Genomic DNA, 16009 nt, shown 5'->3' with positions numbered 1-16009 from the left:
GCGACACGAAGTGCGCAAAGCCTGGGGGAGGTCTAGTTCGCGCAGCGCGCTTCCAGCACGTCGAGGAACGAGCGGTCCCAGCGGCCCTCCTTCATCGCTAGGATCGTGCGCGCTTCCGTCTCCAGGTGCGCACGGGCCTTCTCGATCAGCAGCTCGGCCTCGTCGGGCGAGAAGGCCATCAGGCCGTCCTGGTCGCCCACCACGATGTCGCCCGGGTTCACGATCATGCCGCCCACCGACACCGGCACGTTGATCTCGCCGGGGCCGTCCTTGTACGGGCCGCGGTGGTTCACGCCGCGCGCGTACACCGGGTAGTCGCGCTCGCGGATCTCGGCCACGTCGCGCACGGCGCCGTCGAGCACCAGGCCCACGGTGCCGATGGTCGCGGCATAGAACGACAGGATGCCGCCGATGACCGCGTTCGTGACATCGCCGCCCGCGTCGATCACCAGCACGTCGCCGGGCCGGCAGAACTCGAAGGCGCGCATCGGCGTGAGGTTGTCGCCGCCGCGCGTCTTCACGGTCACGGCCGTGCCCGCCATGGTCTTGTGCCCGGGGCGGTGGTACGGCTGCAGGCCCACGCTGCCGATGTTGCGGTGCATGTTGTCGCTGAGCGCAGCCACCGGGATGTCGTGCAGCGCGGCGATGATGTGCGGCGCAGCCTGCGGGGCCGACGGGTTCTTGCGGATGGCTTTGTAGGGCATGGGTTCGTCCTTGTGAATTCAGTGCAGTGCAGCCACGGCGCGCGCGATGCGCTTGCAGCCTTCTTCGAGCGTCTCGATCGACGTGGCGATGGACAGGCGGAAGTACGGCGACAGGCCGTATGCGGTGCCCGCGACCAGGGCCACGCCCTCGCTTTCGAGCAGGTACATCACCACGTCGCCGTCTTCTACCAGGCGCTTGCCCTCGGGCGTGGTCTTGCCGATCAGGCCGCCGCAGTTGATGTAGAGGTAGAAGGCGCCGGGCGGCGTGGCGCAGCACAGGCCGGGAATGGCGTTGATGAGCGCCAGCGTGCGGTCGCGCCGCTGCCTGTACACGGCCACGCTCTCGGCCACGAAGCTCTGGTCGCCGTTCAGCGCGGCCGCGGCGGCTGCCTGGCTCACCGAGCAGCAGTTGCCGGTGGATTGCGACAGCAGCGTGTCCAGCGCCTTGATCAGGTCCACCGGCCCGGCCGCATAGCCGATGCGCCAGCCCGTCATCGCGTATGTCTTGGAGACGCCGTTCACGATCAGCGTGCGGTCGCGCAGCGCGGGCGCCTCCACGAGGATGTGGGGCGTCGTCTCGCCGTCGAAGCGGATGTGCTCGTAGATCTCGTCGGTCATCACCATCACGTGTGGATGGCGTTGCAGCACCTCGGCCAGTGCGCCGTATTCGGCCGCCGTGTAGCTGGCGCCGGTCGGGTTGCTCGGCGAGTTGATCAGCAGCCAGCGCGTGCGCGGCGTGATGGCCGCCTCCAGCTGCGCGGGCGTCAGCTTGAAGCCGTTCGCCTCGGGGCAGGCCGCGGTGACGGGCGTGCCCTCGCAGGCCAGCACCATGTCGGGGTACGACACCCAGTAGGGCGCGGGAATGATCACCTCGTCGCCCGGCTCCAGCGTGATGGCGAAGGCGTTGTAGATCGCGCTCTTCGCACCGCTGGTCGCGATGATCTCGTTCATCGCGTAGCGCAGGCCGTTCTCGCGCTCGAGCTTGGCGGCGATGGCTTCGCGCAGCTCCACCGTGCCCGCCATCAGCGTGTAGCGCGTGGCGCCGCGCTCGATGGCGGCGGCCGCGGCCTGGCGGATGTGGGGTGGCGTGTCGAAGTCGGGCTCGCCCACCACGAGGTTCACGATCGACTTGCCCTGCCTGCGCAGTTCGTTGGCGCGGTCGGCGGCCGAGGTGCTGGGCGAGGGCTTGATGCGCCGCACGCGGGCGGCAATGCGGGAGGCAACGTGGGAGGTGGTGGCTTGCATGGACTGAACGGTACGCACATCGATCGGGCGAGGCCAAGACGACTTTTCACTGGTCGTATAGGCGCAGCTTATGGTGAGTCCCCCTACCGGCCGCGCAGGGGCGGTGCTAGGCTTGGCTTTTGCTTGGGGACAAGGCGTGAACCTGCGACGCCTCAAATATTTCGTGAAGATCGTGGACATCGGCAGCCTCACGCAGGCCGCCGAAGTCCTTTTCATTGCCCAGCCCGCGCTGAGCCAGCAGCTGGCCACGCTCGAAGGCGAGGTGCGCCAGCAACTGCTGGTGCGCACCAAGCGCGGCGTGACGCCTACCGAGGCCGGCAAGGTGCTGTACCGCCATGCGCAGATCATCCTGCGCCAGTGCGAGCAGGCCCGCGTCGACATGGAGGCGGCCGGCGAGGGGCTCTCGGGCCAGGTGTCGGTGGGCCTGGCGCCCGGCACAGCCGCATCGGCGCTGTCGCTGCCGCTGCTGCGCACCGTGCGCGCGCGCCACCCCGGCATCCTGCTGTACCTGAACGAGAACTACGGCACCACGCTGAGCGAACTCATCATGAACGGCCGCATGGACCTGGCCGTGCTCTATGGCGACAAGGCCATCCATGGCCTCACCTTCGTGCCGCTGCTCAAGGAGCCGCTGTTCCTGGTCGGGCCGGCCGCGATGCCGGTGCCCGCGCAGCCGGTGAAGCTGGCCGACCTGCGCGACATCGAGCTCTTTCTGCCGCGCCCGTACAACGTGGTGCGCAAGCTGGTCGACGCGGCCTTCGTGCGCGCCGGCATGGTGCCGCGCGTGGTGGCGGAGATCGAATCGGCCTTCACGCTCACGGCCGCCATTGCCGACGGGCTGGGCGCCACCATCCTGCCCGCGTCGATGGCGCGCGAGGTGGTCGCGAGCTGCGGAGCCTGGCAATTCCCCATCGTCGACCCGGTCATCGAGGCGCCGCTGGCGCTGTGCCAGTCCGACCACCTGCCGCTGTCCGAACCCGCGCAGGCCGTGAAGGACATCCTGCTCGAACTCGTGGTCGACCTGGCCGGCAAGGTTGCGTCGACGCCCGAACCCGAGCTTGCCGCGCTGTCATAAGCCGGCCTTATCCCGGCACAGCCATTCCGTCTTGGGCTTTGTGTCCATGGCCCGTTACCTTTCATGCATGCCGTCACGCGTTCGCGGAACGCGTCGGCCACCACAGCCCCGGCATGAAGCAGGAACAGATCAAGACGCTCATCGACGCTTTGGCCGCATCGGACCTGGCGGAACTGGAGTTCAGCGAGAACGGCAGCACGCTGCGGCTGGTGAAGCTGTCGGCTCTGGCGGGCGCGTCCGCTGCGCCGAGGCAGCCTGCCGCGCGCAGGGCGCCAAGGCACTCCCCCGAAGAAGCAGTGCCGCTCGACGCTGCCGAATGCCTCGCCCCATTGCACGGCGTGGTGCACCTGCAGCCCGCGCCCGGCGAGCCGCCTTTCCTGCAGCCTGGGCAGGCCGTGGAAGCCGGCCAGCTGCTGTGCGTGATCGAGGCGATGAAGATGTTCAACGAGGTCCGCGCCGAGCGCGAGGGCACCGTGCGCGAGGTGCTCGTGCAATCGGGCCAGGAAGTGGAAGCGGGGCAGCCCCTGTTCCGCTTCGCATGAGGAGGCACGCGCGATGTTCGATACCGTGCTCATTGCCAACCGCGGCGAGATCGCCCTGCGCATCCAGCGCGCCTGCCGCGGGCTCGGCCTGCGCACCGTGGCCGTGCACTCCGAGGCCGACCGCGACGCGATGTACGTCGCGCAGGCCGACCAGGCGCTGTGCATCGGGCCGGCAGCGCCGGGCCTGAGCTATCTGAACCAGTCTGCCATCCTGTTCGCCGCCGAGTTGAGCGGCGCGCAGGCGATCCATCCCGGCTACGGCTTTCTTTCGGAGAACGCGGGCTTCGCCGCACGCGTCGAGGAAGCGGGCCTCGTGTTCGTCGGGCCCAGTGCCGCCTGCATCCGCACGATGGGCGACAAGGTCTCGGCCAAGCGTGCGATGCGCAAGGCCGGCGTGCCCTGCGTGCCCGGTCCCGACGAAGGGCTGCCCGAGGACCCGGCCGCCGTGCTCGCCCTGGCGCGCGGCATTGGCTACCCGGTGATCGTGAAGGCCGCGGGCGGCGGCGGCGGGCGCGGCATGCGCGTGGTGCACGAGGAGGCCGCGCTGCTCGACGCCATGGCCCTTACGCGCGAGGAAGCGCGCCAGGCCTTCGGCAACCCCGAGGTCTACATCGAGAAGTTTTTGCTGCACCCGCGCCACGTCGAGATCCAGGTGCTGGCCGACAGCCATGGCAACGCCGTTTGGTTGGGCAGCCGGGACTGCTCGCTGCAGCGCCGCCACCAGAAGGTGATCGAAGAGGCGCCCGCGCCCGGCATCGACGACGCGCTGATGGCCGAAGTGGGCGAGCGCTGCGCGGCCGCGTGCCGCCAGATCGGCTACTGCGGCGTGGGCACCTTCGAGTTTCTCTACGAGAAGGGCGCCTTCTATTTCATCGAGATGAATACCCGCCTGCAGGTCGAGCATCCGGTGACCGAGATGACCACCGGCATCGACATCGTGCAGCAGCAGCTGCGCATGGCGCGCGGCGAGCGCCTCTTGCTCGCGCAGGCCGACGTGCGCTGCCAGGGCCACGCCATCGAGTGCCGCATCAATGCCGAGAACCCCGACACCTTCGCGCCCGCGCCCGGCCGCATCACCGGCTGGCAGGTGCCCGGTGGCTTCGGCGTGCGCGTCGATTCGCACGCGGGCGCCGGCTACCGCGTGCCGCCGTACTACGACTCGATGATCGCCAAGCTCATCGTGCACGGCGACACCCGCGCCGATGCGCTCGACCGCATGCGCCTTGCGCTGGCCGAGACGCGCATCGAAGGCATTGCCACCAACGTGCCGCTGCACCGCGCGCTGCTGCGCGACGAGGGCTTTGCCGCGGGCGGCGTCGACATCCACCACCTCGAACGCTGGCTGCAGCAAAGGAGCGCGGCGTGAGCGCACAGACATCTTCGACCTCGCCGTCCACCAGCCTGCTGGGCACCACCGCGCTGCTGTTCGAAGCGCCCGGCGACATGAGCCTGCCTTCGCAACAGCGCATCTGGGCGCTGGCCCGCGAGGCCGAGACCTGGCCCGAAGTGCGGGAGGCCGTGCCGGGCATGAACAACCTGATGCTCACCTTCACGCGTGCGCCGCGCCACCTCGATGCGCTGCGCACGCGTTTGTGCGACGCCTGGGACTCCGCTACTGCCTTGCCGCGCGAAGGCCGCGTGGTCGAGCTCCCGGTGGTCTACGGCGGCGAAGGCGGCCCGCACATGGCCGACGTGATGGCGCACACGGGCCTGGGCATCGATGCCGTCGTCGAGCTGCACAGCGCGCCGCTCTACCCGGTGTATGCGCTCGGCAGCCATCCCGGCTACTGCTACCTGGGCGGCATGGACCCGCGCATCGCGACGCCGCGGCGCAAGGTGCCCGTGCTGAGCATCCCGGGCGGTGCGGTGTCGATCGGCGGCGCGCAGACCGGCGTGTCGGCCTCGGCCGGCCCCAGCGGCTGGAACACCATCGGCAGCACCTCGATGGTGTTCTTCGATCCGGCGCAGGACCCGCCCGCCATGCTGCAGCCGGGCGACATGATCCGCTTCCGCGTGGAGGGCATCGTCCGATGATCGAAATCCTTTCCTCGGCCGCGCTCGCCACCGTGCAGGACCTGGGGCGCACCGGCAGCCTGCGCTGGGGCGTCGGCACCTCCGGCGCCATGGACAACCTCGCGCTGGCCGCGGGCAACCTGCTGCTGGGCAACGAACTGGGTGCCGCCGCGATCGAGGTGCCGGTGTTCCCGTTCAAGGTCCGTTTCGCCGAGGATTGCGCGTTCGCACTCACGGGCGCTGACTGCGCCGCCCGCCTCGACGACCAACCGCTGCTGCCCTGGTGGGTGCACCAGGCGCGCGCCGGCCAGGTGCTCACGCTGGGCCTGCCGCAAGGCGGCGCGCAGCGCGGCAGCCGCGCCGTGCTGTGCGTGGCTGGAGGCATCGACGTGCCCGAGGTACTGGGCTCGCGCAGCACGCAACTGCGCGGTGCCTTCGGCGGGCACGAGGGACGCGCGCTGCGCCGAGGCGATGTGCTTCGCGCAGCGGCCACGGGCAGCACTTTCCGTATCGGCTTCGGCCTGGTGCCGCCTGCGATCGCGCTGCCGCTGGAGCGCGACGGCGTCGCGGCCGTGCGCGTGCTGCCCGCCGCCGAGTACATGGCTTTCGAGCCGGCCTCGCGCGAGGCCTTCTGGGCCGGCGAATGGAAAATCACCCCGCAGAGCGACCGCTACGGCTACCGCCTCGAAGGCGAGCCGCTGCGTCCCATCGCGCCGATGGAACTGCGCTCGCACGGCATCGTCCCCGGCGTCATCCAGGTGCCTCACAGCGGCCAGCCGATCATCCAGATGCGCGACGCCCAACCGTCAGGCGGCTACCCCAAGTTCGGCACCGTGATCGAGGCCGACATGTGGCGCCTCGGCCAGGCGCCCATCGGCAGCCGCATGCGCTTCATCGAAACCACGTGGGACGAGGCGCTGGACGCGCTCGACGAAGTGCGCGCGTGGCTCGACAAGGTGGCGCGCGTGGTGGAACTGCATCGGGGGGCGCCTCGATGAAAAGCTGTCTTTCTGTTCGTCGTGCTGCTTGTTCGGGGCGCGCTCACGCCGACGGGGTACCTTGCTCCGCGAATGTCCCCCGCCCTTCGGGCTCCTCCTTTATTTCGCTGCGCAAGGCACCCCGCCGGCGTGAGCGTTCGGCAGAGCGGTTGAACGGCCAGCACAAGCAGAGCGCCCATCGTGCACAGGGCACCGGGTGCTCCCCGCAGCGAAATAAAGGAGGAGCCGAAGGCGGGGGACATTCGCGGAGGGGAGTGCCCGGTGGCCTGTCCACGCACCCCCGAAGGAACTGACATGCAGGACACCGCACTCCGCATCCCGCAACTGGCCGCTTGGCTGTCCGGCACCGACATCGGCCTGCTCGAACTGCGTACGCCCGAGGGCACGCTGCGCCTCGGCCGGCTGGGCGACAGCATCGTTGAACTGCCGGTGGAAGAAGCAGAGGAGCCGGAACTCCTGCCGATCCATGCCCCCTCGCTCGGCGTGTTCCTGCACAGCCACCCGCTGGCCGCCGCACCGCTGGTGCGCATCGGCCAGCGCGTGGAGGTCGGCCAAACCCTCGGCCTGCTGAAGATCGGCCCATTGCTGCTCTCCGTGACCGCACCGCAGCCCGGCATCGTCGAAAACATCCCTGTGGACGATGGCGCCACGGTCGGCTACGGCACGCCGCTGGTCGACCTGCACCCCCTCTGAAAAGACGTGAAGGACACTCCCATGGACATCGACCTGAACGCCGACCTTGGCGAAGGCTTCGGCCCCTGGCGCATGGGCGAGGACGAAGCCCTGCTGGACATCGTCTCCTCCGCCAACGTGGCCTGCGGCTTCCACGCGGGCGACCCGGTCATCATGGACCGCACCGTTCGCATGGCGCTCCAGCGTGGCGTCGATGTGGGCGCGCACGTGGGCTTTCCCGACCTGATGGGTTTCGGCCGCCGGCAGATGCAGATCGAGACGAAGGAACTGGTGGCCTGCGTGCTCTACCAGCTCAGCGCACTCGATGGCATGGCGCGCACCGCCGGCCACCGCATGACGCACATGAGCTTCCACGGCGCGCTCGGCAACATGGCCGCCGCCGACGCCGCGCTGGCCGATCCGCTGGTGCGCGCCGTGGCCGACTTCGACCCCACGCTCACCGTCAGCACCTCGGCCAGCCGTGCCATCGAAGGGGCCGCCGAACGCTGCGGCCTGCGCGTGCGCACCACCTTCCTGGCCGACCGCGCCTGTGGCGACGACGGCCTGCTGGTGCCGCGCAAGCTGCCCGGCGCCGTGATCCACGACCGCGACGCGGTGCTGGCGCGCGTGCGCCAGCTGCTCGAAGAAGGCATCGTCACCAGCGTCACCGGCAAGAAGATCCCGATGCGCGTGCATTCGATCCTGCTGCACGGCGATACCCCCGGCGCGGTGGAGCTGGCGCGCGCCGTGCGCGGCGTGGTCGAGCAGGCGGGGCGCGTGGTGCCGATCTCCAGGCAATCGATCTGACGAGGCGCAAGGGCACGAACATGGTGCTTACCCTTAGTCATATGCACGGATGCCGGGCGACATAAGGGCGGCTTATCTCTCCACAGCCATTCCGTCTTGGCGCCGCGCACGGGCGCTGGCTACAGTGAATTCCAGGCAGACGTCTGCCGTCTCGATGAAAGAACACAACATGCCGTTTTCCGACTACAAGACCGCGCTGGTGACGGGAGCCTCGTCGGGCATCGGCGCCGCCGTGGTCGAGCGCCTCAGCAAGGAAGGCCTGCAGGTGCATGCACTCGCGCGCAGCGCCGACAAGCTGGCCGACCTGGCCGCGCGCACCGGCTGCGTGCCGCACGCCATCGATGTGAGCGATCTCGCGGGCGTCACGCGTCTCGCGCAGGAGATCGAGTTCGACGTGCTGGTCAACAACGCCGGCGTGGACCGCCCCGGCTCCATCCTCAAGGCCGACGCCGAAGGCATAGACCTGCTGGTGGACGTGAACCTGCGGGCCGTGCTGCACCTGTGCCGTCTCGTGGTGCCCGGCATGGCGGCGCGCGACCGCGGGCACGTGGTCAATATCAGCTCGATTGCCGCGGCCTACAACTTCGGCGGCAACAGCACCTACCACGCGACCAAGGCGGCGGTGAGCATGCTGTCGCGCCAGCTGCGCATCGACTGCTTCGGCAAGCGCGTGCGCGTCACCGAGATCTGCCCGGGGCGCGTGGCCACCGACATCTTCGCGCACGTGCACGGCGACTCCGAGGACACCTACAAGCGCTTCGTCGAGGGCTTCGAGCTGCCGCAGGCCGAGGACATCGCCAACGCCATCGCCTTCGCCATTGCGGCGCCCATCGCGGTGAACGTGGGCCACATGGAAATCACGCCCACGCTGCAGGTACCCGGCGGCCTGTCGACCACCCGGCCGGAAGCGCCGCAGGCCTGAGCGGCAGCAGCCCCGGCAGCCACGCAAAGGAACAGCCCATGAAGGACTTCGACCTGCTGGCGATCCTGCTGAAACCGGAGTTCGGCGCCATGCTGCTGCACGGCCTGCAGGAGACGCTGAAGATCGCCGCGGGCTCGTGGCTGCTCGCCATGACCATGGCCATCGTGCTGCTGGTGGTGCGGCTCACGCCGAACCGCATCGCGGAGCGCGTGGTGGCCGGCTACGTCTCCTACCACCGCAACGTGCCCACGCTGGTGCAGCTCATGTTCTGGTACTTCGGCATCTTCAGCCTGCTGCCCGATGCGCTGCAGGGCTGGCTGTCGGTGCACAACGCCGAGCGGCTGCTGTCGATCGTCGCGCTCGGGCTGTGCCAGGCCGCGTATTTCAGCGAAGACATGCGCTCCGGCCTGCGCGCCATTCCCGCCGGGCAGGCCGAGGCGGCGCGTGCGCTGGGCCATGGCTACATCGGCTCGATGCGCCACGTGATGCTGCCGCAGGCCATCCGCAACGCGGTGCCGGCGCTGGTCAACCACAGCGTGTCGCTCTTCAAGAACAGCAGCCTGGCCATGGCCATCGGCGTGGCCGAGCTGACGCATGCGGTGAAGGAGATCGAGAGCCAGAGCTTTCGCACCTTCGAGGCCTACAGCGTCGCGACGGTGCTGTACCTGCTGTGCTCGCTGATCATCATGGCCGTGGGCGGATGGCTGGCTCGGCGCTACCGCATCGCCGGCGCAAGGTAAGCGAGGACCCCGATGTACAGCGTCTACGAAATTCTTCGCGACAACTGGCTGCTGTTGCTGGTCGGGCAGTACCCAACCGGCCCGCTCGGCGGCATCGTCGCCACGCTGATCCTGTCGGTGCTCGGCATCGTGCTGGCCTTTCCGCTGTCGGTGCTGCTCGCGCTGGCGCGGCTGTCGCCCTGGCGGTTGCTGAACTGGCCCGCTGCGGTGCTGGTGTACGTCGTGCGCGGCGTGCCGCTGCTGATGGTGATCCTGTGGGTCTACTTTCTCGTGCCGATCCTTATCGGGCGGGACGTGTCGGGCTTCACCACCATGCTGTGCACGCTGGTGATCTACGAAGGCGCCTACCTCTCGGAGGTGGTGCGCGCCGGCATCCAGTCGCTGCCCAAGGGCCAGGGCGAGGCGGCGCGCGCACTGGGCCACAGCCACCTGGGCACCATGTGGTACGTGATCCTGCCGCAGGCGCTCTACAACATGCTGCCGAGCATGCTGAGCCAGTTCATCTCCACCATCAAGGAGACCACGCTGGGCTACGTGATCAACGTGCAGGAGCTCACCTTCGCGGCCAACCAGATCAACAACCAGCTGCTGACCAAGCCGTTCCAGGTGTTCTTCATCCTGGCGATGACCTACTACGTCGTGTGCTTCAGCCTCACGCAGCTTGCGCAATGGCTGGAGCGGCGCATTGCGCACAAGCGGCTCGGCGCCGTGGCGGTGAAGTCCACCGAAGACGGCGCACCGCTCCCGACCCCGGTGGTGACGCAGCCATGACGCCCGTTCCACACCCCGCAGGGCAACCAGCGCCCGCCAAGGACGACACCATGATCCTGTTCTCAGACATCAACAAGTGGTACGGCGACTACCAGGCGCTGGCCGACATCAACGCCGAGGTGAAGAAGGGCGAGGTCGTGGTGGTCTGCGGACCCTCGGGCTCCGGCAAGTCCACGCTGATCCGCACCGTGAACCGGCTGGAGGAAGTGAAGTCGGGGAAGCTGCTGTTCGACGGCCACGACATCCATGCGCCCATGAGCAGCAAGGCCCTGAACAAGCTGCGCAGCCGCATCGGCTTCGTGTTCCAGAGCTTCAACCTGTTCCCGCACCTGTCGGTGCTGGAGAACATCATGCTCTCGCCGATGCGCGTGCTCGGCGTGAAGCGCGCCGACGCGAAGGCCAAGGCCGGGCAGCTGCTCGAACGCGTCGGCCTGTCGAACAAGGCGGGCGCGTACCCGGCGCAGCTGTCGGGGGGCCAGCAGCAGCGCGTGGCGATTGCCCGCGCGCTGGCGATGGAGCCGCCCGCCATGCTGTTCGACGAGCCCACCAGCGCGCTCGACCCCGAGATGGTCGGCGAGGTGCTGTCGGTGATGCGCGGGCTGGCGCACGACGGCATGACGATGATGTGCGTCACGCACGAAATGAACTTCGCCCGCGAGGTGGCCGACCGCGTCTGGTTCATGGACGCGGGGCGCATCCTCGAGAAGGCCGACCCCGCCACTTTCTTCGGCAGTCCGCAGCATCCGCGCGCGCAGCGCTTCCTGTCGGACCTGCGCGCGCACTGAGCCCCCACCCGCGTTTCCCTTCGCAATCTCCCAGGAGTCCACCATGTCGAACAAGACCGTCTTCCGCCTCGCCGCCATCGGCGCCTGCCTTGCTGCGTCGTCCCTGCTGGCGCATGCCGACCAGTGGAGCGACATTGCCCAGCGCAAGGAACTCAAGTGCGGCACTTTCGCCGACGTTCCCCCGTTCGCCGCACCCGACCCGAAGACGCGCGAGATGGTGGGCCACGACGTCGACCTGTGCCATGCCGTGGCCAAGGAGCTCGGCCTCACCGCCAAGGTCACGCCGCTGTCGGTGGAAGCGCGCGTGCCCGAGGTGAAGCTCGGCCGCGTCGACGTGACCATCGCCAACCTGGCCTATACCAAGAGCCGCGGCGAGCAGATCCAGTTCAGCGACCCGTACTACGTGGCCAAGGAAATGCTGGCCGTGAAGGCCTCCGACTCCGGCACCACCAAGGCCGACTTCAAGGGCAAGCGCCTGAGCTCGACCAAGGGCTCCACCTCCGAGCTGTCGATCAAGATGAACGGCTCGGAGCCCGTCACGTTCCAGGACACGGGCTCGGCCTTCATGGCGGTACAGCAGAACAAGTCGGTCGGCATGGTCGCCAACACCATGACCATCACCAAGCTGGTCAACCAGTCGAAGACCGAAGGCGTGGCGCTGAAGATGATCAAGGACCCGATGGTGCTGCAGCCCATCGGCATCGGCATGAAGAAGGACGAGCCCGCGCTGCTGGCCAAGGTCAACGGCGCCCTCTATGCGCTGGAGAAGTCGGGCGAGCTCGATCGCATCTGGGCCAAGTGGCTGGGTCCGAACACCGAATACAAGATGGTGCGCGAAGAGAAGGTCACGCCGCTGGCTGACCTGAAATTCGAACTGCTGCCTTGATCTAAGCTGTGAGGGTTCAGGGAGCGCTCACGCCGATGGGGACATTCGCGGAGGGGAGTACCCGGTGGCCTGTGCACGCGTCCTGAACAGGAGCACAAGAGCACTCAGTCGTAGTTTGTGAAACGGCTGGGTTGCTGCGTCTGCGGATTCAGCGGCTGGTAGTCCTGTATGTTCTGCAGCGACAGCAACACCGTCGGCGGCAGCGGAACTCCGCGCCAGCGTAGTTTCATGAGAGAAGATTTCTTGGAAGCCGGCGCCGGGTCAGGCGTCATGCCTGGCCTGCGATTCCCATGCAAAGCCGACGCCATAGACCGAGCGGATCCAGTCGTGCGCGGTGGAGACGGTGGCCAGCTTCTTCCTGAGGTTCTTGATGTGGGTGTCGACCACGCGTTCGTTGACGTCGAGCGCCTCCGGGAATGCGGCTTCCAGCAGCTTCGACCGCGTCAGCACCCGCCCGGGCTCCTGCGAAAGCGCGCGCAGCAGCAGCGACTCGCGGCGCGTCAGCGGCAGGTAGTGCCCGTCGAGAATCGCGCAGCCGCGCACCGCCCCGAAGGTGATCGGCACCGAAGGGCGCACGACGCTGCGGCGCTGCGCATAGCGCCGCAGCACCACGTGGACGCGCACCACGACTTCCTTTGGGGAAAAGGGCTTGCACACGTAGTCGTCCGCACCCAGCTCGAAGCCGCGCAGCCGGTCGGCTTCGTCGCTGCGCGCCGTCAGCATGATGATCGGGTGGTCGCTGCGCGCGCGGACCTTCTCCAGGATCTGCAGGCCGCTGACGTGCGGTAGTTCGACGTCGAGCAGGGTGAGTGCCGGCGGCGAGGTCAGGACGCGATGCAGCGCGACCGCGCCGTCGTCGATGTGGTCGACCTCGTGCCCGGCGCGATGCAGCTCGTCCAGCAGCACCGACGCGGCCTCGCGCCTTTCCTCCACCAGCAGGATGCGGCTCATCGCGTCACTGAAGTTTCAGGACGCCCGGATGCGCTGCCCTGACCGGGGCCTGCGTGCTCCTGTTGCGGCAGTTCTTCATGTGGTCGTCGACCGTCAGGTCGCCCTGCAGGTCGGTCAGCAGCCGCAGCGTGCGGCCGATGGCCGCGTCGTCGAGCAGCGGGTAGCCCTGCTCGGTGCGCCCGTTGTTGCGCGCCACGCGCGCGATGTAGGGCAGGTCCTGCGGCGTGATGACGACGGACGGCATCACGCCTTCGAGTTCGACGCCCTCGAACGGCAGCAGCACGAAGTACTGCACACGCAGGTCGGGCGGCATCAGGCTGCGCAGGTGCGTGGTCTTGCGGCCGCACTGCCAGGCCGGGTCTTTCACTTCGCGCGCCATCGAATGCCCATGCTGGCGCAGGAACCAGCGCGGCAGCGCCTGGGCCGAGGTCTTGCGGTACACCACCGCGTTGCGCCAGCCCTTTACCTCGAACAGGTAGACCCCGGCCTCGCACACCAGCGCCACGTCGAAGCGGGCCGTGGGCACGGCGCTGCCTTCGTACATGGGGATGACGAGGTCTCGCAGCACGTGCAGCCGCCCGAACGCGGGCTGGAATGCGCTGGTGAGCTGCTGGATGCCCAGCGTGGTTGCCGTGCTGCTCGCCTGCTCGCCGTCCGGAGCGCACGCGCGCCGCGCAAGCGCGGAAGCGTCCGGCTTCGGGTGTCCGTGGCCGGCCAGCGTGAGCACGGGGCGGGCGGGGACTTTATACAAGGCAGTGGTCATGTAAGGCTCCTTCGAACTTCAAGGATTGCGCAACTTTCGGGAGACTTTGTGCAGAAGCGGCAATTGCACGGCTTGCGCCGATCGCGCGCCCGCAACCGCATCGATCGATGCGCCGTTTCCGATGCTTCCCATGAGGACGACCCAAGCGAGCGCCAGTTCGCCGTTGGCCGCAGCCAGCACGTGCAGGTCGAGCAACATGCCCTGCAAGTCCGCCATCAGCTGCACTTCGGAGATGTCTCCGCGGTCGCGATGCCGCTTCGACGCCTCGAAGCCGGCCCTTGCGTTCATGACGCGCGCGTACGCGGTGTTCGCGATGTCGCTCTGCATCTGCAGGCGGTGCGGCGCTCCGGCGACCTGCTCGCGTGCCTGCACGACCGCGTGCGCGTAAGCGTGTGTGTTCTCCAGATAGAGCAACTCGAGCGTCTTCACCTTGAGCGCGATGTCGGCTGCGGCCGCGCCGGATTCGGTGGCGCTCTGCGATGCGGCCATCAGCCGGTTCATTGCGGTGTCCTCGAAGCCGGCCCACCAAGGCTGCGCGCTCGCCTGCGTTTGTGTTTGCGCACGCGCCTTGTGGTCGACGAACATGCCCGCAGCGAGCACAGAGGTGGAATGAACCATCGCAATGCTCGTGCTGGCGCATGCGATAGCCAATGCAGCGCATGTCGCAGCCATCAGGGTTCGTAGGCGCTTCACCTGTGAGTCTCCAGCTTCGTCATGCGTGGATCTTTTCAGGCGAATTGGGAGAAATTTGAAGGGCCTCCGGATCGGCCTGCCGCGCGACGCGCACACGGTGTGATGTGCGCGCACAACACTCGATGCGGCAGAGAACCGATCCACCAAATTCCTCCCGATTTGGACGAAACCATGCGTACAGCCGGTCGATACCGAGCGGCCGCATCAGACCTGAAACTGGAGAACCCTGAATGAAGAAAACCCTCACGGCATACGCTGCCCTGGCCGTCTGCGGGCTGGCCTCTGCCCAATCGTCCGTCACGTTGTTCGGCGTCGTCGACGCGGGCCTGACCTACCAGTCGGCGACCGCGCGCGACGCGGCCACCGGCGCATCGGTGAAGTCCAGCAAGACCAGCCTGGCCAACTCCGGCTACAACTCCAGCCGCATCGGCTTTCGGGGCACCGAAGACCTCGGCGGCGGCCTGGCTGCGAGCTTCTGGCTCGAAGCGCCCATCACCAACGACGACGGCGCCACCGGCATCTCCACCTTCGCGCGCCGCTCCACCGTGAGCCTGTCGGGTGGCTTCGGCGAGCTGCGCCTGGGCCGCGACTACACGCCCACCTTCTGGAACGACACCGTGTTCGACCCGTTCGGCACCAACGGCTCGGGCACCAACGTCATCAGCACCGTCAGCGGCAACACCACCATCAACAACGCCAACTACGTGCGCGCGAGCAACTCGATCGGCTACTTCCTGCCGCCGAACCTGGGCGGCTTCTACGGCCAGGTGCAGTACAGCCTGCACGAGAACGCCAGCACCGATGCGACCAGCACCACGGCTGCTTCCAGCAGCACCGCCGGGCGCTACGTCGGTGGGCGCTTCGGCTACGCCAACGGTCCCCTGGACGTGGCGCTGGGCGTGGGCCGGAGCACGGCGGTGGACACCACCGCGCTGGAGCGCAAGGTGCAGACCATCAACCTGGGCGCTTCGTACGACTTCGGTCCGGTGAAGCTGTTCGGTGAGCTGTCGAACGTGAAGAACAAGTTCGACACGGCGCTCACGAGCACGCACGACAGCTACAACGGCTACCTGGTGGGCGCGACGGTGCCGGTGGGCGCGGGGCTGATCCGCGTGGCGTACTCGCAGGTGCGCTACAACGAAGGCGCGGCCGGCACCACGGGCGAGGACCCGCTGGCACGCAAGTTCGCGATCGGCTACGTGCACAACCTGTCCAAGCGCACGGCGCTGTATGCGACGGTGGCGCGCGTGAACAACCGCAACGACGCGAACTACACGGGCAGCCTGGTGTCGGCCAGCACCACGGGCTACGGCAGCGCGGGCGTGAGCTACACGGGCCTGCCGCGCTCTTCCACCGGCTACGACTTCGGTATCCGCCACGCGTTCTGATGCAGGGCGCACGCCGCGCGGGACAAAAGGGCGCGTGCTCCTTTCTCCCGCACG

19 protein-coding genes are annotated in these 16009 nt (G+C 68.2%); 13 read left to right on the top strand and 6 right to left on the bottom strand.

Annotation, left to right across the window (positions count from 1 at the left end; translation table 11 throughout):
* Nucleotides 1–32 precede the first annotated feature (32 nt).
* Both ACEN9N_RS18405 and ACEN9N_RS18400 read right to left on the bottom strand, forming a co-directional pair.
* Complete coding sequence (locus tag ACEN9N_RS18405) at nucleotides 33–704, bottom strand: RraA family protein (RefSeq protein WP_007829004.1); 672 nt, start codon at nucleotides 702–704, stop codon at nucleotides 33–35.
* An 18-nt stretch (nucleotides 705–722) separates the two neighbouring features.
* The gene (locus ACEN9N_RS18400; RefSeq protein WP_413313981.1) at nucleotides 723–1949 is read right to left on the bottom strand and encodes an aspartate transaminase; all 1227 of its coding nucleotides are present in this window, start codon (nucleotides 1947–1949) and stop codon (nucleotides 723–725) included.
* 136 nt (nucleotides 1950–2085) lie between these two features.
* Between ACEN9N_RS18400 and nac the strand changes: the two genes are divergently transcribed.
* From nac to ACEN9N_RS18340, 12 genes are all read left to right on the top strand, one after another.
* Nucleotides 2086–3024 (top strand): nitrogen assimilation transcriptional regulator NAC, encoded by a 939-nt coding sequence (gene nac / locus ACEN9N_RS18395; protein ID WP_042672744.1) that lies wholly within the window; start codon nucleotides 2086–2088, stop codon nucleotides 3022–3024.
* 113 nt (nucleotides 3025–3137) lie between these two features.
* On the top strand, nucleotides 3138–3566 hold the full coding sequence (locus ACEN9N_RS18390) for an acetyl-CoA carboxylase biotin carboxyl carrier protein (RefSeq protein ID WP_413333524.1): 429 nt from the start codon (nucleotides 3138–3140) through the stop codon (nucleotides 3564–3566).
* A 13-nt stretch (nucleotides 3567–3579) separates the two neighbouring features.
* Nucleotides 3580–4932, top strand: coding sequence for an acetyl-CoA carboxylase biotin carboxylase subunit (gene accC / locus ACEN9N_RS18385; protein ID WP_413333526.1), 1353 nt, complete (start codon nucleotides 3580–3582; stop codon nucleotides 4930–4932).
* Entirely contained in the window at nucleotides 4929–5600 is a 672-nt protein-coding gene (pxpB, locus tag ACEN9N_RS18380) for a 5-oxoprolinase subunit PxpB (RefSeq protein WP_007829010.1), read from the top strand. Before accC ends, pxpB begins: the two co-directional genes overlap by 4 nt.
* The gene (locus ACEN9N_RS18375; protein WP_495654211.1) at nucleotides 5597–6577 is read left to right on the top strand and encodes a 5-oxoprolinase subunit C family protein; all 981 of its coding nucleotides are present in this window, start codon (nucleotides 5597–5599) and stop codon (nucleotides 6575–6577) included. Before pxpB ends, ACEN9N_RS18375 begins: the two co-directional genes overlap by 4 nt.
* A gap of 294 nt (nucleotides 6578–6871) precedes the next feature.
* Nucleotides 6872–7270, top strand: a complete 399-nt coding sequence (locus tag ACEN9N_RS18370; protein WP_413313987.1) for an acetyl-CoA carboxylase biotin carboxyl carrier protein — start codon at nucleotides 6872–6874, stop codon at nucleotides 7268–7270.
* Between the two features lie 21 nt (nucleotides 7271–7291).
* Entirely contained in the window at nucleotides 7292–8056 is a 765-nt protein-coding gene (locus ACEN9N_RS18365) for a LamB/YcsF family protein (RefSeq protein WP_413313988.1), read from the top strand.
* Between the two features lie 169 nt (nucleotides 8057–8225).
* Nucleotides 8226–8978: an SDR family NAD(P)-dependent oxidoreductase gene (locus ACEN9N_RS18360; RefSeq protein ID WP_042672747.1), complete on the top strand. Its 753-nt coding sequence runs from the start codon at nucleotides 8226–8228 to the stop codon at nucleotides 8976–8978.
* Nucleotides 8979–9016: 38 nt separating this feature from the next.
* A complete protein-coding gene (locus ACEN9N_RS18355) occupies nucleotides 9017–9718 on the top strand; it encodes an amino acid ABC transporter permease (protein ID WP_007829015.1) in 702 nt (233 codons plus the stop codon).
* Between the two features lie 12 nt (nucleotides 9719–9730).
* The gene (locus ACEN9N_RS18350; RefSeq protein ID WP_007829016.1) at nucleotides 9731–10489 is read left to right on the top strand and encodes an amino acid ABC transporter permease; all 759 of its coding nucleotides are present in this window, start codon (nucleotides 9731–9733) and stop codon (nucleotides 10487–10489) included.
* A gap of 50 nt (nucleotides 10490–10539) precedes the next feature.
* Nucleotides 10540–11274: an amino acid ABC transporter ATP-binding protein gene (locus tag ACEN9N_RS18345; RefSeq protein ID WP_007829018.1), complete on the top strand. Its 735-nt coding sequence runs from the start codon at nucleotides 10540–10542 to the stop codon at nucleotides 11272–11274.
* 43 nt (nucleotides 11275–11317) lie between these two features.
* Entirely contained in the window at nucleotides 11318–12160 is an 843-nt protein-coding gene (locus tag ACEN9N_RS18340; protein WP_007829020.1) for an ABC transporter substrate-binding protein, read from the top strand.
* 104 nt (nucleotides 12161–12264) lie between these two features.
* Here the strand turns inward: ACEN9N_RS18340 and ACEN9N_RS18335 are convergent, their stop codons facing one another.
* From ACEN9N_RS18335 to ACEN9N_RS18320, 4 genes are read right to left on the bottom strand one after another with little or no spacing between them, the layout of a single operon-like run.
* Entirely contained in the window at nucleotides 12265–12390 is a 126-nt protein-coding gene (locus tag ACEN9N_RS18335; protein WP_495654210.1) for a hypothetical protein, read from the bottom strand.
* Nucleotides 12391–12421: 31 nt separating this feature from the next.
* Complete coding sequence (locus ACEN9N_RS18330; protein WP_413333531.1) at nucleotides 12422–13111, bottom strand: response regulator; 690 nt, start codon at nucleotides 13109–13111, stop codon at nucleotides 12422–12424.
* A 4-nt stretch (nucleotides 13112–13115) separates the two neighbouring features.
* Nucleotides 13116–13874, bottom strand: coding sequence for a nuclease-related domain-containing protein (locus ACEN9N_RS18325; RefSeq protein ID WP_495654209.1), 759 nt, complete (start codon nucleotides 13872–13874; stop codon nucleotides 13116–13118).
* 18 nt (nucleotides 13875–13892) lie between these two features.
* Nucleotides 13893–14459: a hypothetical protein gene (locus tag ACEN9N_RS18320; RefSeq protein WP_495654208.1), complete on the bottom strand. Its 567-nt coding sequence runs from the start codon at nucleotides 14457–14459 to the stop codon at nucleotides 13893–13895.
* A 338-nt stretch (nucleotides 14460–14797) separates the two neighbouring features.
* Here ACEN9N_RS18320 and ACEN9N_RS18315 point away from each other — a divergent pair, with 338 nt between their 5' ends.
* A complete protein-coding gene (locus ACEN9N_RS18315; protein WP_495654201.1) occupies nucleotides 14798–15955 on the top strand; it encodes a porin in 1158 nt (385 codons plus the stop codon).
* Nucleotides 15956–16009 lie beyond the last annotated feature (54 nt).

The organism is Variovorax sp. Varisp46 (assembly GCF_059491885.1).
Note: the sequence above shows the minus strand (reverse complement) of the source record. Positions and strands in the feature narration are given on the sequence as shown.